The sequence below is a fragment of the Providencia sp. PROV209 genome (assembly GCF_028479485.1).
GTDB lineage: Bacteria > Pseudomonadota > Gammaproteobacteria > Enterobacterales > Enterobacteriaceae > Providencia > Providencia alcalifaciens.
In genome coordinates, this window is sequence record NZ_JAMPNR010000002.1 from 190829 (window position 1) to 211740 (window position 20912).

Consider the following 20912-nt stretch of genomic DNA (forward strand, 5'->3'; position numbering starts at 1 on the left):
GATTGAAAATGGAAACAATTAAACTCTATCACTATGATAATTTTACGGGTGAATTTCAGAATACGACAGAGCCTTACGAGGGGTCTGAAATACCGCCATTTTCGACAGAAAAGAAACCGTTAAAGGATAAGCTTGGGTATGCATGTGTCTTTAAAGATAATAAGTGGGTATACATCGAGGATCATCGTGGCGGTGAGTATTACAGTACATTGAATGCATCTCTGTTTGTAATTAATGAATTAGGTGCCTTGCCTGAAAATGTTACGGCTATTAAGCCAAATCGTTGGGATGATGTATGGGATGGTAATCAATGGATACCAAAGCCACCGCTATCAAAGGAAGAGCTTATTGCTGACGCGGAACAGAAAAAACAATTACTTGCTGATGAAGCTGAAAAAAACATCACGATTTTAGAGCGAAAAGTACGCTTAGGCATGGCAACAGACGACGAAAAAGATTTATTGATCGCTTGGGAAATTTACAGCGTCAAAAATGCGGATGCTGATACTTCAAAAGCCCCTGATATTGACTGGGGCATCAAGCCTGAATGACCAAGGGGGCTAGTGCCCCTTTGTTGTACAACTCCGCGATACAACACCCATCACACGACAACACGAAATATCAATAACACCATAGAAGCTACCACAAAAAGGAGCTTCTTTTATGGCACAAGATTACCATCACGGCGTACGCGTTGTTGAAGTCAACGACGGAACACGCCCTATTCGAACTATTAGCACCGCAATTGTCGGCATGGTGTGTACCGCTGATGATGCGGATGCAGTTGCATTTCCACTCAATAAGCCGGTACTTATTACCAATATTAAAAGTGCATTAGGCAAAGCCGGTAAAACTGGAACGCTTTCCCATGCGTTAGAAGCCATTGGCGACCAAACGTCACCGATTACTGTCGTTGTACGTGTAGAGCAAGGGGAAAGTGAAGCCGAGACCACATCCAATATTATTGGTGGCACAACCGATACCGGACAAAAAACGGGTTTACAGGCATTACTTACTGCTAAAAACCATACCGGTGTAAAGCCTCGTATTCTTGGTGTGCCGGGTCATGATACGCAGGCAGTTGCGACCAAGTTAGCGGCGGTTGCCCAAGAGCTGCGCGCCTTTGCTTATGTCAGTGCCTACGGCTGTAAAACGGTGTCGGAGGTATTGGACTACCGCAAAAACTTTAATCAGCGCGAACTAATGGTCATTTACCCTGATTATTTATCGTGGGATAAGGTTGCTAATGCTGAGTCTATTGCCTTTGCCACGGCGCGCGCATTAGGGTTACGTGCAAAAATAGATCAGGAAATTGGTTGGCATAAAACGCTGTCTAACGTGGGTGTTAACGGCGTGACAGGTATTTCAGCCGATATTTCATGGGATTTGCAAAACCCTGCAACTGATGCCGGCTTACTCAACGAAAACGATATTACCACGCTGATCCGTGAGGATGGTTTTCGCTTTTGGGGTTCTCGCACTTGTTCAGATGATCCCCTATTCGCATTCGAGAACTACACGCGAACTGCACAAATCATTGCTGACACGATGGCAGAAGCCCATATGTGGGCAGTCGATAAGCCAATGACACCAACGTTGGTGAAATTCATCATTTCAGGCATTAACGCGAAACTGCGTTCATTAACTACCAATGGCTATCTCTTAGGTGGTGAGTGCTGGTTTGATCCTGATGCCAATGATAAGGATGAATTAAAAGACGGTAAGTTATTGATTGATTATGACTATACACCGGTACCACCTGCGGAAAACATCACATTACGTCAGCGTATCACTGATAAATACTTGATGGACTTCTCATCAAAGATTAAGGGGTAATCATGGCTTTACCACGCAAACTAAAAAGTATGAACCTCTTTAATGAGGGGCAGAATTGGGTCGGTCTTGTCGAGGAAATGACATTACCGAAAATTACCCGAAAGTTAGAAACCTATCGCGGTGGCGGAATGAATGGCGCCGTTAATATCCGTATGGGGTTAGATGATAGCGCCCTCGATAGCGAAATCACGTTAGGCGGGATGGAAGCGCAAATCTATGAGCAGTGGGGTATCACTGAAATTGATGGCGTGACATTACGTTTTGCTGGAGCTTATCAACGAGAAGATACCGGAGAAACCACATCCTGCGAAATAGAGCTGCGCGGTTTCCTTTCTGAGATTGACTCAGGAACGGCAAAGCAGGGTGATAATACCCAAGTTAAATTCAGCTTTAAATCGACGTATTACAAGCTGATTTGGGGTGGTAAGTCACTTCTTGAAATTGACATTATCAACATGGTTGAAATTGTGGACGGTGTTGATCGTCTTGCTGAACAACGCGCGGCTATTGGGCTGTAATGGAAAATAAAATGACTGATGAAATGAAAAAAAATCAAGCCACTGTAAAACTGGATGAGCCAATTAAACGTGGTGAGGAAGTGCTTACCGAAGTTGTGGTTCGCAAGCCAAACACCGGCGCATTACGTGGTGTTCGTTTACAAGCGTTGATGGATATGGATGTATTGTCCATGTCAGAAGTGTTGCCGCGTATCACTTCCCCGTCTCTGACTAAGCCTGAAATCATGGCAATGAACCCTGCTGATCTGGTGCTGCTTTCGATTGAGGTGGTTAATTTTTTGCTACCGAACTCGATGCGCACGGACTACCAGAACGATTAACCGTTGATGATTTGGTGGCAGATATCGCCACCATTTTTCATTGGCAACCGTCGGCAACCGCCGAAATGAGTCTCATCGAATTATTAGAATGGCGTTATCGCGCTTACAAACGAAGCGGACACGGTGATGAGTAAAAACCTACGTTTACAAGTCGTGCTAAATGCTGTCGATAAATTGACAAAGCCATTTCGTAGCGCGCAAGAGTCCAATAAAAAACTGGCGGGAGCTATCCGCCAGTCTCGTGATGCATTAAAAACCCTCAATCAACAGGCTGGACAGATTGAGGGGTTTCGCAAAGTAAAACAACAACTCAATGAAACTCAACAGGCTTACCAAGCTGCCACGCAACGCGCATCAGCGTTAGCCCGTGAGCTGAGTGCAACAGAAAACCCCACTCGAAAGCAAGCCGATGCGTTAAGAAAAGCGCAGCGGGAAGCCTCACGATTAAAAAATAAATATAGCGAGTTACAGCAATCTGTCCAACGGCAGCGTAGCGAGCTGCAAGCGAGTGGCATATCAACAAACCAACTCGGGCAGGCGCAGCGGCGATTAAACAGCGATATAGCTCGGACAACTCAGCAATTACAGCGGCAAGAGCAGCAATTAAAGCGCAGTGCTGAGCAAGAGAGGCGTATGGCGAGCGCCAGAAATAGCTATCAATCTGCAATGGACACGCGAAATAAAATTGCCGGTTCGGGTGCGGCAATGACCGCCACCGGTATTGGTATGGGGTATGCCGCTAAAAAAGTGCTGGCACCCGGCTATGACTTTGAAGTCGGCATGTCAAAAGTACAGGCATTAACACGCTTAGATAAAGATTCGGCTGATTATAAGATGCTTAGAACCCAAGCGCGTGACTTGGGTGCGACCACGGCATTTACTGCCAATGAAGTGGCACAAGGGCAAGCGTTCTATGCCATGGCAGGGTTTAAGCCAGAGCAAATTAAAAATGCCATGAAAGGTACGCTGTCAATGTCGTTAGCTGGTGATATTGATTTGGCAACGACAGCAGATATCGGCTCTAACATTTTAACCGGCTTTAAACTTGATTCGGGTGAAATGAACCGCGTGAGCGACACGTTAGTCGCTACGTTTACACGCTCAAACGTTAACTTAAACATGCTCGGCGATACCATGAAATATGTTGCACCGGTGGCGTCAGGGTTAGGGGTTGATTTAGAAACGGCAGCCGTTGCAGCCGGTAAGTTGGGTGATGCGGGTATTCAAGGCTCAATGGCGGGTACCAGTTTACGATCTATTCTGGGGCGTTTGGCTGAGCCGCCAAAACAAGCCGCTGAAGCACTCACAAAGTTGGGTATCAAAACTCGTGATGCAAAAGGGAATTTACGCGAGTTTCCCGCCATTCTTGAGGAATTGGATAAGAAAACCAAGAAAATGGGTACCGCGCAACGTGCGGGGCTGTTCAAACATATTGCGGGAGAGGAGGCGTTCTCAGCGCTGTCTGTCCTTGCCGATCAAGCGGGGTCAGGGCAACTGCAAGCCATGATTGCAGAAATCAAAGCCGCAAAAGGTGAAGCCGAAAAAGTGGCTAAAACCATGACCGATAATCTTGACGGTGATTTGAAAAACTTAACCTCCGCGTATGAAGATGTCGGCATTCAGGTGTTTGGCGGCGCAGATAGCCCATTAAGAAGCATTGCGCAGCAAGTTACTGGGTTAATTGGTCAATTTGGTGAATGGGCAAAGAAAAATCCTGAGTTAGTCAAACAAATCACTATGATCACTTTGGGGCTAGGTGCCTTGCTCGCCGTGGGTGGTGGTATCTCATTAATGATTGCGGCAATGATTGGACCACTCGCGATGGCGAAGTTTAGCTTGTCGGTATTGGGTATTAAAGGCAGTGGCTTCTTATCATTGTTAATCAAGCCGATTAAGTTAGTGGGTGCGGCATTTATGATGCTGGGGAAAGCCTTATTAGCGAACCCGATTATCTTAATTATTACGGCGATTGCGGGAGCTGCATACCTTATTTATAAATATTGGGATGACATTGTTCCTTACGTTAAAAAATTATGGGATGGAGTTTGTCGTATTTTTTCGGCTGCGTGGGATTGGATTAAATCATTTTTGATGAACTGGACAATAGTTGGTCCTATTGCTAAGAACTGGGATCAGATTACAGCTTACTCGGCGCAAGTTTGGGATGCAGTGAAGCAAACTTTTTCCCAATTTTGGGAGTGGGTGAAATATTTCATCTTAAACTGGACAACGGTGGGATTAATTTACAAGCACTGGGATAGCATTGTATCTGTGACGTCAAATATGTGGACGCTGATTAAAAAGACCATTTCAGACAAATGGAATGAAATCATTAATGATGTCACTAATCTACCGGCATATTTCCAGCAAATCGGCGGACAGATCATCGATAGCCTTAAAAACGGGATTCTGGAAAAGTGGGAATCATTAAAAGCCCAATTCGCTGAAATTAAAAAAATGGCAACCGATCTCTTACCTGATTGGATGCTGTCGGATGAAACTAAAAATTTACGCGCAATGAATCAAGTGACCGTCTTACAAGCGGGGATGAAAAGTGCGGGTATGTTCGACAGTGGCGGCGTTATTCCGCGTGGTCAATTTGGCATAGTCGGTGAACGGGGCGCGGAAATTGTCGAGGGTCCTGCTCGTGTGACCAGCAGACGAAATACGGCAGCCATGGCAATGGCGGCGGCAATGACACTAGGTTCATTAGCTGAGCCGGTGAGTGCAAAGCCTATCCACCCGTATGCGGTTAATGCAGGGGCTAAATCCACGGCACCATCCAGTCAGCCTATTCCAGCGCCAATCATTAATATTTATCCTCAACCGCATCAGTCGGCACAGGATATCGGGCAAGAGGTTGCGCGACAAATTGAAGCGTATTACCGGAAGCAAAAAGCGGCGCAGCGTAGCCAATACCGTGACAGTGAGGAGTATTAATTATGGCAATGGCAGCGTTAGGGTTATTTGTGTTTGAGTTGAGAACAACACCATTTCAAGGGATGCAGCGAGAACATCAATTCCGTTTTGGTTATCATAATCGTATCGGTAAACGACCCAGTTACCAGTTTTTGGGACCATCGAATGATCCGATTACCCTGTCAGGAACGTTGTACCCTGAATTGACTGGCGGTAAATTCTCGCTGTTAGCCTTACAGGCTATGGCAGAGACGGGTAAGGCGTGGTCGTTTATTGGTGGTGATGGCACCATTTATGGGATGTATGTCATTGAAAGTTTAAGTGAAAACAAAAGCGATTTCTTTGAAGATAGCGCAGCCAGAAAAATTGAGTTTACGCTAACAATAAAACGGGTCGATGAGTCACTCTCTGAGATGTTCGGTAATCTCAATGAGCAGTTAAACTCTGTCACGGATGCGGTCAGTAATGGGATTGGAGGAATGCTAGGGTGAGTGATTTTTTTCTAACTGGCTTTGAGTCGGTGCCGCAATATGTCATTACAGCCGGAACGGTGAATATCAACGAGCGATTACAAGGGCGATTAATCTCGCTGAACATAACGGATAATCGCGGATTTGAAGCCGACCAACTTGATATTGAAATCGACGATGCCGACGGAAAAATGATGCTACCTAAGCGGGGCGAGGAATTATCAATTCATCTGGGCTGGAAAAATGAGCCGTTAATTTTTAAAGGAAAATTCACGGTTGATGAAATTGAATACAGCGGGGCGCCGGATAAAATCGCTATTCGTGGTCGCAGTGCGGATTTTAGATCTACGCTCAACGTGAAGCGTGAGATGTCTTACCACGACAAAACCCTCGGCGATATTATCAAAACGATTGCTCAGCGTAACAATGTGGAACCAGTTATTGAGAGCCAGTTAGCAAAAACCAAGCTCAAACACATTGACCAAACCAATGAGTCAGACGGTTCTTTTTTGGCAAGGTTGGGCAAGCAAGAGGGCGCTATCGCTACCATTAAAAATGGGCAACTGCTATTTATGCCGCAGGGGAGTGGTAAAACCGCAAGCGGAAAGCCTATCCCACCTTTGCTGCTAACGCGCGAAATAGGTGATAGTTACCGGTTTACGTTGGCAGACCGTGGGGCATACACCGGCGTCATTGCAAGTTGGCTAAATACACGCAAGCCGAAACAAAAAGATGAAGTTAACGTAAAGCGCAAGCGTAAGACTAAAAAGAAAGATCCGACTAAAACCAAAGTGGATGAGCCTCAAGGGGATTATCTTGTCGGCGAAGAGGGTAACACGTTAACGCTTTCACATACTTACGCGAACAAGGGCAATGCGGAACGGGCTGCAAAGGCGGCATGGGAAAAGATGCAACGTGGGGTTGCTTCATTTTCTATTCAACTTGCAAAGGGGCGCGCAGATATTTACCCCGAAATGCCGGTTAAAGTACAAGGGTTTAAGCCTGAAATTGACGGTGCGGAGTGGATATTAACGCGGGTTTCTCATTCATTAAATGACAGTGGGTATACATCCTCACTTGAGCTGGAAGTCAAAGTATCAAGTCTTGAAATGAGTGAATGAAAAATAAAGAAAAAGTAATGACTACTGTATAAAGTGTCAGTACAATATACGTAATATCAACATCATGAAAAAGGTAACCGAATCATGATGAAATGTCCTCTTTGCGGCGAGCTAGCCCGTATTCGTACTTCACGTTATATCACTAACGAAACCAAAGAAAACCACAACCAATGCCAGAATGTTAATTGCAGTGCAACATTCATCAGCCACGAATCTGTTTCACGATTTATTGTTAAGCCAAACAAAGTTAATTCAGTGGATTTGTGCGCAGGCGCTGTTTAACAGCTTGATAGTTAAAGCCCCTCTATATGAGGGGCAAATAATTATTAACCTGCACTTACTAACTAGTAGTGGCTTTGAGAGGCAGCACCTGCAATTACTGCCATCATGGTAGAGAAAAAGAACAGGAAAAAGATAGCCATAAAAATGATGGATACAACAAAATAAATCAACCCCGCCCGATTCCATGTCTCTTGTACTTTCATGAAAGTTTCGACGGACTCATAATCTCCATTTTTCCAAGCCCATTCATTACCTTTAAAGCCACATACAAAAATCCAAACAAGATTAAACACCGGAATTAAAGCAAGTAAAGGAAGATAGGATTTATTACCAAACCCCCAGATAATATTAAAAACGAAAGCACCCCAATTCCAGCGCTTGATTTCTTGAGGAACAGCCTTATTCGAGTATGACATCCAGACACCTTATATATTTTATTAAATTAATCTTATGTAAATTTTCGGGTGGCATCATACATGAAGGTGTACATAAGTCAAATTAATGGAAGTCAATTATGAGAGGGGTAATAATTATTAACCTGTATTGACTAATGAAAAATAAAAACCCCTTAACATTAGGGGTTTTTTATTAACAAAATAACAGCGATAATATTGATAATGGTCGAGTGTGGACACTTCGTGGACACTACATGATTTTATGCTTTAAATATTAACTAGTTACAAAGGAAAAGAGAACACCATGCCAGTGTTACATAACCAAGTTTCAAATAAAATTCTAAAAGAACGTATGTTGGCGGAAGTCGAGCCACGTACCACTATTTCTTTTTATAAATATTTTAATATTCAAGATCCTATTGCATTTCGTAATGAATGGTACCAACAATTCAAAGCGTTGAGTGTATTTGGTCGTGTCTATATTGCAAAAGAAGGGATAAACGCTCAAATTAGCGTCCCTGCATCTAATGTGGATGCATTGCGTGAACTTATTTATACGACAGAGCCAGCTTTAAATGGTCTGCGTCTAAATATCGCTATTGATGATGACGGCAAATCATTTTGGGTACTACGCATGAAAGTGCGTGACCGAGTTGTTGCTGATGGTATTGATGATGAAACGTTTAACCCTGCGAATACAGGGCAGTATCTAAAGGCTGAACAAGTCAATGAAATGATTGACGACCCAAACACAATTTTTGTCGATATGCGTAACCACTATGAATATGAAGTGGGTCACTTTGATAATGCGATAGAAATCCCTTCTGATACGTTTAGAGATCAACTGCCAATGGCGGTTGAAATGCTACAAGATCAGAAAGATAAAAATGTGGTGATGTATTGCACTGGTGGTATTCGCTGTGAAAAAGCGAGTGCTTACATGCTACATAACGGCTTCCCTAATGTTTATCATGTGGAAGGTGGGATCATTGAATATGCGCGCAAAGCAAAAGAACAAGGTTTGCCATTACGCTTCAAAGGTAAAAACTTTGTGTTCGATAACCGCATGGGTGAGCGTATCACTGATGATACATTAGCACACTGCCACCAATGTGGTGATGAGTGTGATACCCACACAAACTGCAAAAATGATGGCTGTCACTTATTATTTATTCAATGCCCAAGTTGCGCTGAAAAATATGAAGGATGCTGTAGCCATGCATGTACTGAAGAGATGAAATTACCTGAAGAAGAGCAGCGTGCTCGCCGTGCAGGTCGAGAAGTAAGTAATAAAATATTTAATAAATCTCGTCACCGTTTAGCGGATGGGTTATTAAATAGCGAAAAATAATTACTCTAACTTCTAATAGGAAAAGCCCTTTTAATAAGGGCTTTTTTATTAATAAAGATATTTAAAAACATTATAAATAAAAAATAACTCAATCCTATTCTTAACAAATACTTTTGACGTGATATGTCGTTTTTGTGAGTAAACAGTGCTGTTACTGATTCCTAATTTTCTGGAAATAATATGATTGGGTGTTTCATTCATCCAGTTATTAATTATGCTCTGTTCTTTTATGGTGAAAATAGATGAATCATTATTATTAGCAAGTTTGGTTATTTTCTCTATTTGTTCAGAATCGATAATTACTTTATCTAATGTTTGAGTCATAATATTCTTTGACATTATAAAGAAATTACCCTTCAATAACAAAGGTTTGTCGGTTAGTGGGTATGCGGCATTGATGTAAATATAGAATCGAACGCTATTAGAACTATTTAGTAATGCCTTTAAAACTGGGCAATAACTTGAATAGTGACAATAGTAGGTTAAATTTACCAACACAATACTAGGTGAGTAATTAATTATATATTGAATACCTTCTTCAATGCACCCTGTACTAATAAATTTTAATTTTCTATTAGACGATAAATATTCGGTAATACCAAGTCGGGTATAATAACACTCATCAATAACTAATATTCTCATAGGGAACATCCTTGTCCAGAAAAGAGTGTTACAATAAATTGGAATTGATATTGAAGTCAATAAAGTAATAATAAAAATAATAAATTAGTGCTTGTATTTGCAATTAATTCATAATTGATAGTTTTTATTTAATTGCTAAAAGTAAATATAAAATAATCATTTATTAATAATGGGAATGTGAATGGCGAGATGATAACGAATGGATATTTGTTGTTAGACAAATATCCATTCTTTTGCCTGCTACGGTATTAATGCGTTTTGAAATCAGATTCAAGATATTCGCCAGACTCAATCTTATCAATTCCAGCCTGAAGAATATTAATCAGCTGTTTGGCTACATCAGTCGTCAGCCACATGGTTTTATCCACAATAGCGCTATCTGGACTATTGTTTTGTTCGGGGAGGTAATGTAAGCGTAGCATCATCGCGTCATAGGCATCGACAGTACTGATATCCCAGCCAACAACAGGGTGAGTTTGGATTACATCATTTTTTCTATTCATTTAGACCTCCTAATCAAACATCGTGATAAATAATGAATATCTATTACTGACTAAGAGCAGGTAACTCAGAACGAGCTATATCTAGTATAAGAAGATTTTTTTAATATGATAGTAATAAATCTATTTTTTCTATGAATTTTAATAAAAATTAAAAAAATAGTTGAAGATTCGTTCAAGAAAAGATGTGAAAAGGATAAAACCTTTCCACATCAAAATGTTATTAGCTTACTTTGATTGTCCAACCGCAATCTTCACCCGCTAAGAATGGGATTAATTTATCTGTTCCACAAGCAATAGATTCACACATTATATTTTCAGCTTTGGTCAATGTAATGTGCCCTTCATTAACAGGCAATCCGTAAAATTTAGGTCCATTCAGTGAGCAGAATGCTTCAAAATGAGCCAAGGCATCTAACTCTTCGAATACAGTAGCGTATGCCGCTAGTGCGGTTGGAGCATTAAATACGCCAGCGCAACCACACGAGGTTTCCTTACGTGACTGAACATGAGGAGCGGTATCAGTACCTAAGAAGAAGCGATCACAACCGGATGCGACGGCAGCCCGTAACGCTTCTTGGTGAACATTTCGTTTTAGAATAGGTAAGCAGTACAGGTGTGGTCGAACGCCGCCCACTAGCATGTGGTTACGGTTAAACATTAAATGTTGGGGCGTTAATGTTGCCGCAGTAAATTCGTTCGCATCTAACACATATTGTGCGGCTTCTTTTGTGGTGATGTGTTCAAAAACGACTTTTAACTGAGGGAATTGAGCACGTAATGGGTGCATGACGTGTTCAATAAATAGCGCTTCACGATCAAAGATATCAATATGGCTAGCGGTCACTTCACCGTGAATGAGCAGTGGCATCCCAGCCTGTTCCATCGCAGCTAAAACAGGATAAATTTTCTTAATATCGGATACACCATGGCTAGAGTTAGTTGTGGCATTTGCTGGGTATAATTTACAGGCGGTAAATACACCTTCATTAAAGCCACGGATTAATTCATTAGCATCGGTTGTATCTGTTAAATAGCATGTCATCAGCGGGGTAAATTGATGTCCTGCTGGAACTGCTTGCTTGATACGCTCGCGATAAGCTTTTGCGGCTTCCACTGTGGTAACGGGTGGTACGAGGTTAGGCATGACAATGGCACGACCAAAAAATTGGCTAGTGAACGGCACGACTGTATTTAACATTTCATTATCGCGAAAATGAACATGCCAATCATCAGGGCGGCGGATCGTTAGGGTAGTTACAGTTGTCATTAAACCGGCTCCATAAAGGGGGGATGAGTGATGAGCAGATGCTCAAGCCGGGAAAGAATGATAAAACGAAAACGATTAAATAGCTATGATCAAGGACAAGATAAATGGAAATTATTTTGCTAGAGGATTTTTTAACGCATTGGAAAATAAAGAAATTAAATAAGAATAGGACAAAGAAAGGAAATATTAAGTTGGCTCCTCCAGCTGGACTCGAACCAGCGACATACGGATTAACAGTCCGCCGTTCTACCGACTGAACTATGGAGGAACTCCCTTAACACGCAGAGGATATTAGCGTTCTGAATCACTAATGTCAAAGGGGAAAATGACAAAATAAGTTCGTTTGCCTGTTATCTGCACGAATCGATAGAATTTTGATCTAACAAGGTGCTAAGGAAAGAGGAATGATAGAAAACTGTTGAAAAAAGAATCGGTTAAAAAGGTTGGGTTTAAGAATGGATGAGTGAAAATGGTAGGAAATAGAAAGTAGTGAAAGATAGAAAGCAAGAAGCCCGCTAGGATAACCTGAGCGGGCTTCTTAAATTTGGCTCCTCCAGCTGGACTTGAACCAGCGACATACGGATTAACAGTCCGCCGTTCTACCGACTGAACTATGGAGGAATTGGGTTGTTCCTGAGAACGAGGCGCATATTACCCAGCCTATAGGCAGTTGTAAAGCATAAAATTCAAAAAAACGACCAACCGGTTGTTAAATAAACAAAGTGGTGGTTATTTATGCCTTGACGATAAAAACGAAGGTCTTTGTCGATATTATTTTGAGTTGTGTAGGGGGAAAGAATTAAAATCACGAGGTCATGTATCAGAATTGAAGAGTCGATAAGCGGAAGCGTACAACATGAGAATAAGCTAGAAAGCAAGAAGCCCGCTAGGATAACCTGAGCGGGCTTCTTAAATTTGGCTCCTCCAGCTGGACTTGAACCAGCGACATACGGATTAACAGTCCGCCGTTCTACCGACTGAACTATGGAGGAATTGGGTTGTTCCTGAGAACGAGGCGAATATTAACGATATCACCTCGACCTGTCAACGATAAAAATAGAAAATAAATTCAATTGCTCATTCGCTGCTCATTACGAATAAAAACTACGCTATATTGTTGATAACGTTTTAATTTTGAGCGGCTAAAGTAACTTGTGTTGGCGCAGAAACTTCGGGATAGGCAATATGATAGATATCATAAAAGGAGATAGACCCCTTCAATGCTAACAAACGAGAAATTTCCTGTTTGTTAGCCGTGCTGACTTCCGGCGATTCTAGCATTTTATTTAACGCGTCTTCCGATACAGTTTCAGTGACAAACCATTCGCCGTTATAGCAAACGCGCAAATCTAACACGCCAATATCTTCAAAATGGTAAACTGGTTTGATATCAAATAGCAGAACACTTGCCAGTATAATAAATAAGAGGGTTATTCCCAGAGTCCAATAAGGTCCAAAGTAGGGGGCATACCATAAGATTACAGCAAGTGGTAAATAGGCTGCAATCATCCCAATACATAAATAAGGGTGGTTAGCGAGAAATTGGCTATTAAAGTAAGGTTTACCATCACGTTGCTCACGTTGGTTGATGGTATTTAAGTCGTCGATAAGTATTTGTTTGATAATATCCATGGTAAGTGACTCTCTGTCAGATATCTATACTAGGAGGGTATCATGGAGGGAATGAATTGTTATATATCAGTTAAAAAAAATATTTAACTGGATTGTCATTATTTCAGGTTTATTTCGTCTTCTTTCAAGAAAAGGGGATGGTTGTGTCTAAATAAATCTTTAAAATATCAATAAAATGCAGCTTTTTTGTTAACATAATCCTACTCAAAAGTGATGTACCCGAAAAAATGGCAATATTTTTGAGATTACATGTATAAAATAGTTGCTATTATCTCAAAGTCATGAGTTAATGAGCATCGGCCTGTTTAGCAGTCCTATTTGATGTACGAGTACTGAGTTAGTGTGTTCTAAAGAAAAAAGTTATCACAGATAGCCTTTGACCGTGACGCTTCATCTTAGTGTTTCCCTGATTAAATAGTTGACTCTGGCCCGTATATGCCAAAAGGCAAGTTTTTTTGATGTTATATAGGAAAAAGTCAAATGTCCGACAAAATGAAAGGTCAAGTTAAGTGGTTCAACGAGTCTAAAGGCTTCGGTTTCATCACTCCAGCTGATGGTAGCAAAGACGTTTTCGTCCACTTCTCTGCCATTCAGGGCAATGGTTTCAAAACTCTGGCAGAAGGCCAGCAAGTTGAATTCACCATTGAAAACGGTGCAAAAGGCCCAGCAGCTGCTAACGTAACTGCTATCTAAGCTAATTGCTTAACTGATTTTCTAAAGTCCGTCCTTTTTAAGGACGGGCTTTTTCGTATGTGTAGAATTTAATAAATTAATACGAAAAAATAATTAATATTTAAATCTTTACTTAATAATTTGCCACATCTATACTCAGGGCACATTAACCTATTGGAGATAAATTACTTGGACAGTCAGAGTTGTCATAAAAACTTAATTTAATTGGCAAGTAATTAATAATCTCTTCTATTAACTGCTTGCCACGATGGCGGGCGGTATCTGATGTATCTCATCACTCATACTCCCTGATTTAAATAATAAATTTCATTTTTAGATGGAATGATCACTGTTGCAGTGAGTGTGTATCATGACAGTTTATATTTATTCTCTATTCCCTCCAGGCAATAGCCATTAAATACTGAATATTTATTTATTCAGTATTTTGGCATGGGCTTTTTATTATGCTCATTAATTGTTATCCATTATTTGATGGAGGGATCATTATGTTTTTCACTCACGAGATATTAAATCTTTTATCCGCTATGTGCCTTGGTGCATTAATTGGCGCTGAGCGCCAATGGCGTCAAAGGATGGCGGGATTACGCACGAATGCATTAGTTGCCACGGGAGCGGCGGTATTTATTTTGAGTTCAGTAACCACTTCACCGGATAGCCCTGGTCGAATTGCTGCACAAATTGTGTCAGGAATTGGTTTTTTAGGCGCAGGGGTGATTATGCGTGAAGGCATGAATATTAGAGGACTGAATACAGCAGCAACATTGTGGTGCTCAGCAGGGATTGGCGTGTTATGCGGTTTGGGGCAATATTCACTAGCGATAATGGCTACTTTATTGATTTTATGTGCAAATATTTTATTGCGAGAGGCTGCAGCAAAAATTAATCGCCAGCCACAACAACAAGCATTAGATGTGGAACAGCGTTATAAAATTCGAGTGATGTGTCACCAAGGTGATGAAATTCTGGTTAGAACGTTGATTTTACAAGCCATAAATGGATTGCATATTCGCCTACAGTCACTGAGTAGTGCAGATACATTGAAATCAGAACAGCTGGAAGTGTGCGCAGAGTTCCTTGCTACCCCTGCGGAGCAAAAAGAGATTGAAGCATTGGTATGCCGCATTAGCCTTGAACAAAGTGTTAGTGCCATCAATTGGAAAGTGGCATCTGAGCTACCCGCTTGATTGCCGAAAATTAACTGATTAAAGGAGCCGAAATGGACGATCACCCTCCGTCTTGGAGATATAAACAGGAGCTATCTGGCTAAAATACAATATTTTCAGTCAGATAGCGTTTTGAAAGTACAGCTGTACTCATAGAGATAACGTTATGACTGAAATAAGGCATCCGCGCAAAGGCGCAAAAGCCCCCGCACGCCAAAAATTCATTGTTGGCGAACAAGCGAGCAAAAACATTGAGCAAGTTCTCAATGAATACCAAACTAACCTTTTAGGTCTCTCTGAAAATGAGGCTTTAGATCGCTTAGTCATTGAAGGCGAGAATGAAGTTGCTCATGAAAAAGCGCCCCCAGCTTGGAAGCAATTACTCACTTCTTTTAAAAACCCATTCATTTTTGTTTTGATGATTCTTGCGATTGTGAGCTTTTTTACGGATTACGTGATCCCAAAACGTCAAGGTGAAGAAACTGACTTAACTGGCGTTATCATTATTGTGACGATGGTTGTATTAAGTGGGTTGCTACGTTTTTGGCAAGAATATCGCACTAATAAAGCCGCTGAAGCTTTGAAATCGTTGGTACGAACAACCGCAACGGTATTTCGTCGTGATAATAGAACAGGGCGCTCTACCCGCAAGGAAGTGCCAATCAAGTGCTTAGTTCCTGGAGATATTGTTTTATTATCTGCGGGAGATATGGTTCCAGCTGATTTGAAATTAGTTGAATCTCGTGATCTATTTATTAGCCAAGCAATTCTGACTGGCGAATCTATTCCAGTCGAAAAATATGACACGCTGGCGAATGTTTCGGCGAAAAGTTTGGAACCTGCATCCCCTACAGAGAATGAGCTTCTTGAAATTTCAAATATCTGTTTGATGGGTACAAATGTAACTAGTGGCACTGCAAGGGGAATTGTGGTGGCGACTGGAAGTAAAACCTACTTAGGTTCACTGGCAAAATCGATAGTGGGTACTCGGGCGCAAACGGCTTTCGACCGTGGAGTGAATAGTGTTAGCTGGCTATTGATTCGCTTTATGTTGGTCATGGTGCCAATTGTTTTATTAATCAATGGGTTCACTAAAGGCGATTGGTTTGAGGCAACGCTATTTTCACTGGCTGTTGCGGTCGGTCTAACGCCTGAAATGTTGCCGATGATTGTCAGCTCAAACCTTGCAAAAGGCGCGATAGCCATGTCTAAACATAAGGTTATTGTTAAGCGTCTCAATGCGATTCAAAACTTTGGTGCGATGGATGTACTCTGTACTGACAAAACAGGAACATTGACACAAGATCGTATTATTTTAGAGCATTATCTCGACAGTAATGGGCAAAAAGATAGCCGAATTTTACAATTAGCTTGGTTGAACAGCTTCCATCAAAGTGGTGCTAAAAACATGATGGACCAAGCCATTATTCGGCGCGGTCGTGGCAATGATAAAGTTGAGCAGTTAAAAGCTTACCAAAAAATTGACGAGCTACCCTTTGACTTTATTCGCCGAAAACTCTCTGTGACGGTAAAAACTCCGGAGGGAGAAGCGTTACTGATCTGCAAAGGGGCTGCTGAAGAAATGTTGGCGGTTTGCCAAAGTTATCAGCAAGATGGGCACTCAGTTTTATTAGATGATCACGCGAAAGCTAGGATTGCGGAGTTGGTCAGTGATTATAATAAACAGGGTTTTCGAGTATTGTTGTTAGCAACACGCTCATTAAATGATGCTGAAGCTTCATTACCGTTATCAGCCCAAGCTGAGCAGCAGCTTGAATTACAAGGTATTCTTACGTTTTTAGATCCCGCGAAAGAAAGTGCTATTTCTGCCATCGCAGCGTTAAGAGAAAACGGTGTCATGGTGAAAGTTCTCACGGGTGATAATGCGGTGATCACGGAAAAAATTTGCCATGATGTGGGGCTCAATATCGATGAGATCATGACTGGTCTTGAAGTTGAGGCAATGAATGATGATGATTTGAAAGTCAAGGTTGAGCAAGTTTCGGTATTCTGTAAATTAACGCCTTTACAAAAATCTCGAATTTTAAAACTGTTACAAGCCAATGGACATACCGTTGGTTTTCTGGGGGATGGGATTAACGATGCACCGGCTTTACGGGATGCGGATGTTGGGATCTCTGTGGATACAGGTACCGATATTGCGAAAGAGTCTGCGGATATTATTCTACTAGAAAAAGATTTAATGGTGTTGGAGCAAGGGGTTATTAAGGGTAGGGAGACCTTTGGGAATATTATTAAATATTTAAATATGACCGCCAGCTCTAACTTTGGAAATGTCTTTTCCGTACTGATTGCCAGTGCATTTATTCCCTTCTTACCCATGTTAGCTATTCATTTACTTGTTCAAAACTTGCTGTACGATATGTCCCAATTAGCATTACCTTGGGACAAAATGGACAAAGAATTTTTAAAACGACCGCGTAAATGGGATGCAAAAAATATTGGACGATTTATGATTTGGATTGGCCCAACATCCTCTATTTTTGATATCACAACATTTGCGTTGATGTGGTATGTGTTCCAAGCCAATAGCGTGGCACATGAAGCGCTATTTCAATCCGGTTGGTTTGTTGAAGGATTATTATCGCAAACCTTGGTGGTTCATATGCTACGAACACAAAAAATTCCATTTATTCAGAGTACGGCGGCATTACCTGTATTATTGACGACAGGGATTATTATGGCGCTTGGACTTTATATTCCATTCTCGTCCTTTGGCACTATGATTGGTCTACAGCCTTTACCAATGGAATATTTCCCTTGGTTAGTGTTGACATTAGTCAGTTACTGTTTTGTCGCTCAAGGAATGAAGCACATTTATATTAAACGCTTCGGGACTTGGTTGTAACGTAAAATAGGTCACTCCATACTGGAGTGACCTGCAAGAAGAAAATTACACTCTCGTTTGCTGGCTTGCTGATAATCCATAATAGTTTTGCCAATAGATGTATTTTTCATGGTCTATTAGCTTGTCAAATAATTTTGAGGTCAGATATTTTGTTTTCTGCTTAATTTCATTTAGAGGTAAATCTGGAAATAGGCGCTGACATAGTTCATCGTTAATTGTTGAATTAATATAATTGGTAATATAATTAATGGTTTTTTGATCAGAGATATTATGTTGGCAAGCTAATCGCTGGATTGCCATCGCTATTTCATTGTTATTATATAGTATGTGTTCAATTGATTTTTGTGCTGCGTTAGGCAGGAACGTATAACTACCGAATTGAAGTTTACGGTGGACTTGATTATAAATTTTTTGTTTATTTTCCTTGCTAAGCTTCAAAGAAACATGGCGATAGCGATTAGCAAAATCTTCTCTTGTAGCATCGAAAGTTCGATTAAAAGTAGATGATAGCTGAATAATTTTTTCTTGTTTTTTCCAATGCTCAATAGCTTGAGTATCTTCCGGGGTTATTTCTTGTACAGATTTAAAAACATAATCCATCAATACCCTTTCATTGAATGAAATGCTATAATTATTGATTGTGAATGTAATATATTTATTTGAAACATTTAATAACTTCTGACTTAATTGGCTATATTCATTTTTAACTTCAATCTTTGATGTTATTTGAATAGGTTTATTAGCTTGAATAGCTGATTCAAACATAAAAATTTCCTTTTACTATGTTTATTAAATTAAATAATAGAAAAAAGAAAATGAGAATACTTTCAAAAAACAGTAGACAATAAAAAAGAGCCATTTAGGCTCTTTAAATAACAGGATAGGAAAGGCTTATTGCAGACCTAAAGCTGTTTTCATTTGTTTCATAGCATCAATGCCTTGCTGGCATGCTTGATCTTGTTGGTCTTTAGGTAAAGCGGCAACTTGCTTTTTACCTTCTTCTAACTGGCCTTTCATCGCATCTAATTGAGCTTTGGCTTGTGGGTTTTCAGAAGCTTTAGCAATTAAGCTATCAACTTCAGCGAAGTAAGCATTACAAGTTTCAGTTGCGCCTGCAACTTGACCCTTTTTCTCTTCTTCTGAACACGCAGTGATTGTCAGTGCCAATAAACCCAGTCCACAAGCTAAAATCATCTTTTTCATAATCAACCTTATTAAAATTATTTATATATAAAGCAAATTAAGTATATAAGAGGAACTTCTTTTATCAATGTAACAAATCCTAAAAAGGAAATTGATAATTAATTCATATGGTTAATTTTTAATATAAAAATTTATGCTTTATAAATGACTTTCGTAATGATAATTATCTAGTGAATTTCTTAAGCGAATAATGTGGAGTATGAAACATAAGGAAGAACCACGAGTAAAAATACGTAGTGATTTCTGGAATCACATCATGATATGGATTAACAGCATAAAGACCTTATTGAGTAGTTGATTGTTTTGTAAAAAATACGTTAAGTAAAAGTAACTAAAACTATTATCAAATACGGAAAAGTTAAACTCCTTATAACTTTTATTGTGATATTAATAACTTTTTTTCATATACAGTAAAAATAATTAAAATTGAGAATTAGCGTAAAAAATAATTTACACATTACTGATAAAGCTGGACTATCGAATATTTATAGAATTAATTGCTGTACATTTAAAATGCGATTATAGAAGTGAAAAGTGAGCTGTATCACAAATTTATCAATAAAATGCTTTTCACTATATAATATTGATTTTTAAATTAAATTTTCTTTGAACCTAAAGGGGGTTATCAGGTAAAGTCTCTGCCTCCAAGGGTACTCTCCTTTCGATTTTTGGCTTTTAAGAGGCAAAATTTTGCTATTTTGGTTAACAACGACTAGGTTCATTAGGTTGACGCTAGGTCAAATTTGCGTGCAAAATTACTCTCATAAGAAATTCGCCAAAGTGTTTTAGACAGGTTAGAATGCGTCGGACAAAGGGAAATAAATTTTCTTACACTACATTCCCAGAAGGATCCACCTTACAAAGGGAAAGTAAGGAAATGAGATAAGGCATTACGCTTATCTCGATATGCAACATAGCAGACATTCATTAATGCTATGGGCATGGTATGTATGTAACCGGATTTATCTTGTTACTTTTTATTTTTAAATTACACACAGGGCTTTACCATTATGTCTGCTTCTATTGTAAAGAAACGGCCTTTAAGTCGTTATATTAAAGATTTTAAACACAGCCAAACTCATTGTGCGCACTGTAATAAAACGCTTGATCGCATCTCCCTCGTTTTCAATGATGGCATCTTAAATAAAGAAGCTATTGCTGACATGACCGATTTGGTTGATGAAGCGGCTTGGGGTGAACTTCAAGGGCAATTTACAGCACTTTGTCGTTTTTGTAGCGAGATTTTCTGTAATAGTAATACAGACTATTTCGATATTATGTCTTTTAAACAGTATTTGTTCCTACAGACAGAAATGAGTCATAGCACCGTTCGCGAGTACGTTGTTCGTCTACGCCGCTTAGATGAGCTACTATCATCCTCTAACTTTTCAATGAAGAATTTTACGGCAAGTAAAGTGCAAGAAGAGTTGAGCGATAAAATGACTGATTCAGCGTTTAGTAATTACAATATTGCGCTACGTAAGTATGAGCAATATTTAAGCTGGCAGTCAGAAAAAAACTAAAAATATTTTAAGTTAATAAAAATAGTTGGTTATGCAATTGTTTTTAAAACTAAAATAAGCCAATAGGTGTCCAATAGGGCACCTTTTTTATTTTTAAATAATTAAGAATAAAAAAATCATTAACTAAACAGTTTTAGAATTAAATTTATCCAACTGTTATGATTAAATATAATAATGAAATATAAAAATTAATAGGAGCTATTTA

21 protein-coding genes and 3 tRNA genes are annotated in these 20912 nt (G+C 40.0%); 14 read left to right on the forward strand and 10 right to left on the reverse strand.

Annotated features, from left to right (window positions below; translation table 11 throughout):
* Nucleotides 1–8 precede the first annotated feature (8 nt).
* The 9 genes from PR795_RS03410 to PR795_RS03450 all read left to right on the forward strand — a co-directional run bounded on the left by PR795_RS03410 (nt 9) and on the right by PR795_RS03450 (nt 7466).
* Entirely contained in the window at nt 9–551 is a 543-nt protein-coding gene (locus PR795_RS03410; RefSeq protein ID WP_272516675.1) for a tail fiber assembly protein, read from the forward strand.
* Nucleotides 552–663: 112 nt separating this feature from the next.
* Entirely contained in the window at nt 664–1836 is a 1173-nt protein-coding gene (locus PR795_RS03415) for a phage tail sheath protein (protein ID WP_272516676.1), read from the forward strand.
* Between the two features lie 2 nt (nt 1837–1838).
* Nucleotides 1839–2354 (forward strand): phage major tail tube protein, encoded by a 516-nt coding sequence (locus tag PR795_RS03420; protein WP_272516677.1) that lies wholly within the window; start codon nt 1839–1841, stop codon nt 2352–2354.
* An 11-nt stretch (nt 2355–2365) separates the two neighbouring features.
* Nucleotides 2366–2674: a phage tail assembly protein gene (locus tag PR795_RS03425; protein ID WP_272516678.1), complete on the forward strand. Its 309-nt coding sequence runs from the start codon at nt 2366–2368 to the stop codon at nt 2672–2674.
* A 65-nt stretch (nt 2675–2739) separates the two neighbouring features.
* The gene (locus tag PR795_RS18065) at nt 2740–2808 is read left to right on the forward strand and encodes a GpE family phage tail protein (RefSeq protein WP_336297980.1); all 69 of its coding nucleotides are present in this window, start codon (nt 2740–2742) and stop codon (nt 2806–2808) included.
* Nucleotides 2801–5614, forward strand: coding sequence for a phage tail tape measure protein (locus PR795_RS03435; protein ID WP_272516679.1), 2814 nt, complete (start codon nt 2801–2803; stop codon nt 5612–5614). Before PR795_RS18065 ends, PR795_RS03435 begins: the two co-directional genes overlap by 8 nt.
* Nucleotides 5615–5616: 2 nt before the next feature.
* The gene (locus tag PR795_RS03440) at nt 5617–6084 is read left to right on the forward strand and encodes a phage tail protein (protein WP_196712366.1); all 468 of its coding nucleotides are present in this window, start codon (nt 5617–5619) and stop codon (nt 6082–6084) included.
* Nucleotides 6081–7184 (forward strand): phage late control D family protein, encoded by a 1104-nt coding sequence (locus PR795_RS03445; protein ID WP_272516680.1) that lies wholly within the window; start codon nt 6081–6083, stop codon nt 7182–7184. Before PR795_RS03440 ends, PR795_RS03445 begins: the two co-directional genes overlap by 4 nt.
* An 84-nt stretch (nt 7185–7268) precedes the next feature.
* Nucleotides 7269–7466, forward strand: coding sequence for an ogr/Delta-like zinc finger family protein (locus PR795_RS03450; RefSeq protein ID WP_272516681.1), 198 nt, complete (start codon nt 7269–7271; stop codon nt 7464–7466).
* 62 nt (nt 7467–7528) lie between these two features.
* Here PR795_RS03450 and PR795_RS03455 read toward each other — a convergent pair whose 3' ends face one another.
* Nucleotides 7529–7882: a ribonuclease G gene (locus tag PR795_RS03455; RefSeq protein ID WP_272516682.1), complete on the reverse strand. Its 354-nt coding sequence runs from the start codon at nt 7880–7882 to the stop codon at nt 7529–7531.
* A gap of 283 nt (nt 7883–8165) precedes the next feature.
* Here PR795_RS03455 and trhO point away from each other — a divergent pair, with 283 nt between their 5' ends.
* The gene (gene trhO, locus PR795_RS03460; RefSeq protein ID WP_006662072.1) at nt 8166–9212 is read left to right on the forward strand and encodes an oxygen-dependent tRNA uridine(34) hydroxylase TrhO; all 1047 of its coding nucleotides are present in this window, start codon (nt 8166–8168) and stop codon (nt 9210–9212) included.
* 48 nt (nt 9213–9260) lie between these two features.
* Here the strand turns inward: trhO and PR795_RS03465 are convergent, their stop codons facing one another.
* The 7 genes from PR795_RS03465 to PR795_RS03495 all read right to left on the reverse strand — a co-directional run bounded on the left by PR795_RS03465 (nt 9261) and on the right by PR795_RS03495 (nt 13256).
* Nucleotides 9261–9854, reverse strand: a complete 594-nt coding sequence (locus PR795_RS03465) for a LuxR C-terminal-related transcriptional regulator (RefSeq protein ID WP_232373795.1) — start codon at nt 9852–9854, stop codon at nt 9261–9263.
* A gap of 248 nt (nt 9855–10102) precedes the next feature.
* Nucleotides 10103–10357 carry a biofilm formation regulator BssS gene (bssS, locus tag PR795_RS03470; RefSeq protein WP_006657918.1) on the reverse strand — a complete coding sequence of 85 codons (255 nt, stop codon included), beginning with the start codon at nt 10355–10357 and terminating at the stop codon, nt 10103–10105.
* A gap of 220 nt (nt 10358–10577) precedes the next feature.
* On the reverse strand, nt 10578–11624 hold the full coding sequence (gene pyrC / locus PR795_RS03475) for a dihydroorotase (protein ID WP_181480744.1): 1047 nt from the start codon (nt 11622–11624) through the stop codon (nt 10578–10580).
* A gap of 192 nt (nt 11625–11816) precedes the next feature.
* Nucleotides 11817–11892 (reverse strand) — tRNA-Asn (locus PR795_RS03480).
* Between the two features lie 277 nt (nt 11893–12169).
* Nucleotides 12170–12245 (reverse strand) — tRNA-Asn (locus PR795_RS03485).
* A gap of 295 nt (nt 12246–12540) precedes the next feature.
* Nucleotides 12541–12616: transfer RNA gene (locus tag PR795_RS03490), tRNA-Asn, on the reverse strand.
* A gap of 136 nt (nt 12617–12752) precedes the next feature.
* The gene (locus tag PR795_RS03495; RefSeq protein ID WP_006662069.1) at nt 12753–13256 is read right to left on the reverse strand and encodes a YlaC family protein; all 504 of its coding nucleotides are present in this window, start codon (nt 13254–13256) and stop codon (nt 12753–12755) included.
* Nucleotides 13257–13736: 480 nt separating this feature from the next.
* On the opposite strand from PR795_RS03495, the gene cspE reads away from it, so the two are divergent.
* The 3 genes from cspE (at nt 13737) to mgtA (ending at nt 17981) form a co-directional block, all read left to right on the forward strand.
* Nucleotides 13737–13949, forward strand: coding sequence for a transcription antiterminator/RNA stability regulator CspE (cspE, locus tag PR795_RS03500; RefSeq protein WP_004909801.1), 213 nt, complete (start codon nt 13737–13739; stop codon nt 13947–13949).
* A 485-nt stretch (nt 13950–14434) separates the two neighbouring features.
* Nucleotides 14435–15133 carry an MgtC family protein gene (locus PR795_RS03505; protein ID WP_006662068.1) on the forward strand — a complete coding sequence of 233 codons (699 nt, stop codon included), beginning with the start codon at nt 14435–14437 and terminating at the stop codon, nt 15131–15133.
* A 145-nt stretch (nt 15134–15278) separates the two neighbouring features.
* Nucleotides 15279–17981 (forward strand): magnesium-translocating P-type ATPase, encoded by a 2703-nt coding sequence (gene mgtA / locus PR795_RS03510; protein ID WP_181480745.1) that lies wholly within the window; start codon nt 15279–15281, stop codon nt 17979–17981.
* A 45-nt stretch (nt 17982–18026) separates the two neighbouring features.
* Here mgtA and PR795_RS03515 read toward each other — a convergent pair whose 3' ends face one another.
* Both PR795_RS03515 and PR795_RS03520 read right to left on the reverse strand, forming a co-directional pair.
* Complete coding sequence (locus PR795_RS03515; protein ID WP_181480746.1) at nt 18027–18746, reverse strand: IpaB/EvcA family protein; 720 nt, start codon at nt 18744–18746, stop codon at nt 18027–18029.
* A gap of 126 nt (nt 18747–18872) precedes the next feature.
* Nucleotides 18873–19184 carry a DUF5339 domain-containing protein gene (locus PR795_RS03520; protein WP_006657479.1) on the reverse strand — a complete coding sequence of 104 codons (312 nt, stop codon included), beginning with the start codon at nt 19182–19184 and terminating at the stop codon, nt 18873–18875.
* 1010 nt (nt 19185–20194) lie between these two features.
* Between PR795_RS03520 and fliZ the strand changes: the two genes are divergently transcribed.
* Nucleotides 20195–20707 carry a flagella biosynthesis regulatory protein FliZ gene (gene fliZ / locus PR795_RS03525; RefSeq protein WP_006657480.1) on the forward strand — a complete coding sequence of 171 codons (513 nt, stop codon included), beginning with the start codon at nt 20195–20197 and terminating at the stop codon, nt 20705–20707.
* Nucleotides 20708–20912 lie beyond the last annotated feature (205 nt).

Coding starts and splice junctions, on each gene's coding strand:
- PR795_RS03505 (WP_006662068.1), top strand. CDS start 14,435: ATGTTTTTCACTCACGAGATATTAAATCTTTTATCCGCTATGTGCCTT.
- PR795_RS03450 (WP_272516681.1), top strand. CDS start 7,269: ATGATGAAATGTCCTCTTTGCGGCGAGCTAGCCCGTATTCGTACTTCA.
- PR795_RS03420 (WP_272516677.1), top strand. CDS start 1,839: ATGGCTTTACCACGCAAACTAAAAAGTATGAACCTCTTTAATGAGGGG.
- PR795_RS03425 (WP_272516678.1), top strand. CDS start 2,366: ATGACTGATGAAATGAAAAAAAATCAAGCCACTGTAAAACTGGATGAG.
- PR795_RS03515 (WP_181480746.1), bottom strand. CDS start 18,746: ATGTTTGAATCAGCTATTCAAGCTAATAAACCTATTCAAATAACATCA.
- PR795_RS03415 (WP_272516676.1), top strand. CDS start 664: ATGGCACAAGATTACCATCACGGCGTACGCGTTGTTGAAGTCAACGAC.
- cspE (WP_004909801.1), top strand. CDS start 13,737: ATGTCCGACAAAATGAAAGGTCAAGTTAAGTGGTTCAACGAGTCTAAA.
- PR795_RS03465 (WP_232373795.1), bottom strand. CDS start 9,854: ATGAGAATATTAGTTATTGATGAGTGTTATTATACCCGACTTGGTATT.
- PR795_RS03495 (WP_006662069.1), bottom strand. CDS start 13,256: ATGGATATTATCAAACAAATACTTATCGACGACTTAAATACCATCAAC.
- bssS (WP_006657918.1), bottom strand. CDS start 10,357: ATGAATAGAAAAAATGATGTAATCCAAACTCACCCTGTTGTTGGCTGG.
- PR795_RS03520 (WP_006657479.1), bottom strand. CDS start 19,184: ATGAAAAAGATGATTTTAGCTTGTGGACTGGGTTTATTGGCACTGACA.
- trhO (WP_006662072.1), top strand. CDS start 8,166: ATGCCAGTGTTACATAACCAAGTTTCAAATAAAATTCTAAAAGAACGT.
- PR795_RS03435 (WP_272516679.1), top strand. CDS start 2,801: ATGAGTAAAAACCTACGTTTACAAGTCGTGCTAAATGCTGTCGATAAA.
- PR795_RS03440 (WP_196712366.1), top strand. CDS start 5,617: ATGGCAATGGCAGCGTTAGGGTTATTTGTGTTTGAGTTGAGAACAACA.
- PR795_RS03410 (WP_272516675.1), top strand. CDS start 9: ATGGAAACAATTAAACTCTATCACTATGATAATTTTACGGGTGAATTT.
- PR795_RS03455 (WP_272516682.1), bottom strand. CDS start 7,882: ATGTCATACTCGAATAAGGCTGTTCCTCAAGAAATCAAGCGCTGGAAT.
- pyrC (WP_181480744.1), bottom strand. CDS start 11,624: ATGACAACTGTAACTACCCTAACGATCCGCCGCCCTGATGATTGGCAT.
- mgtA (WP_181480745.1), top strand. CDS start 15,279: ATGACTGAAATAAGGCATCCGCGCAAAGGCGCAAAAGCCCCCGCACGC.
- fliZ (WP_006657480.1), top strand. CDS start 20,195: ATGTCTGCTTCTATTGTAAAGAAACGGCCTTTAAGTCGTTATATTAAA.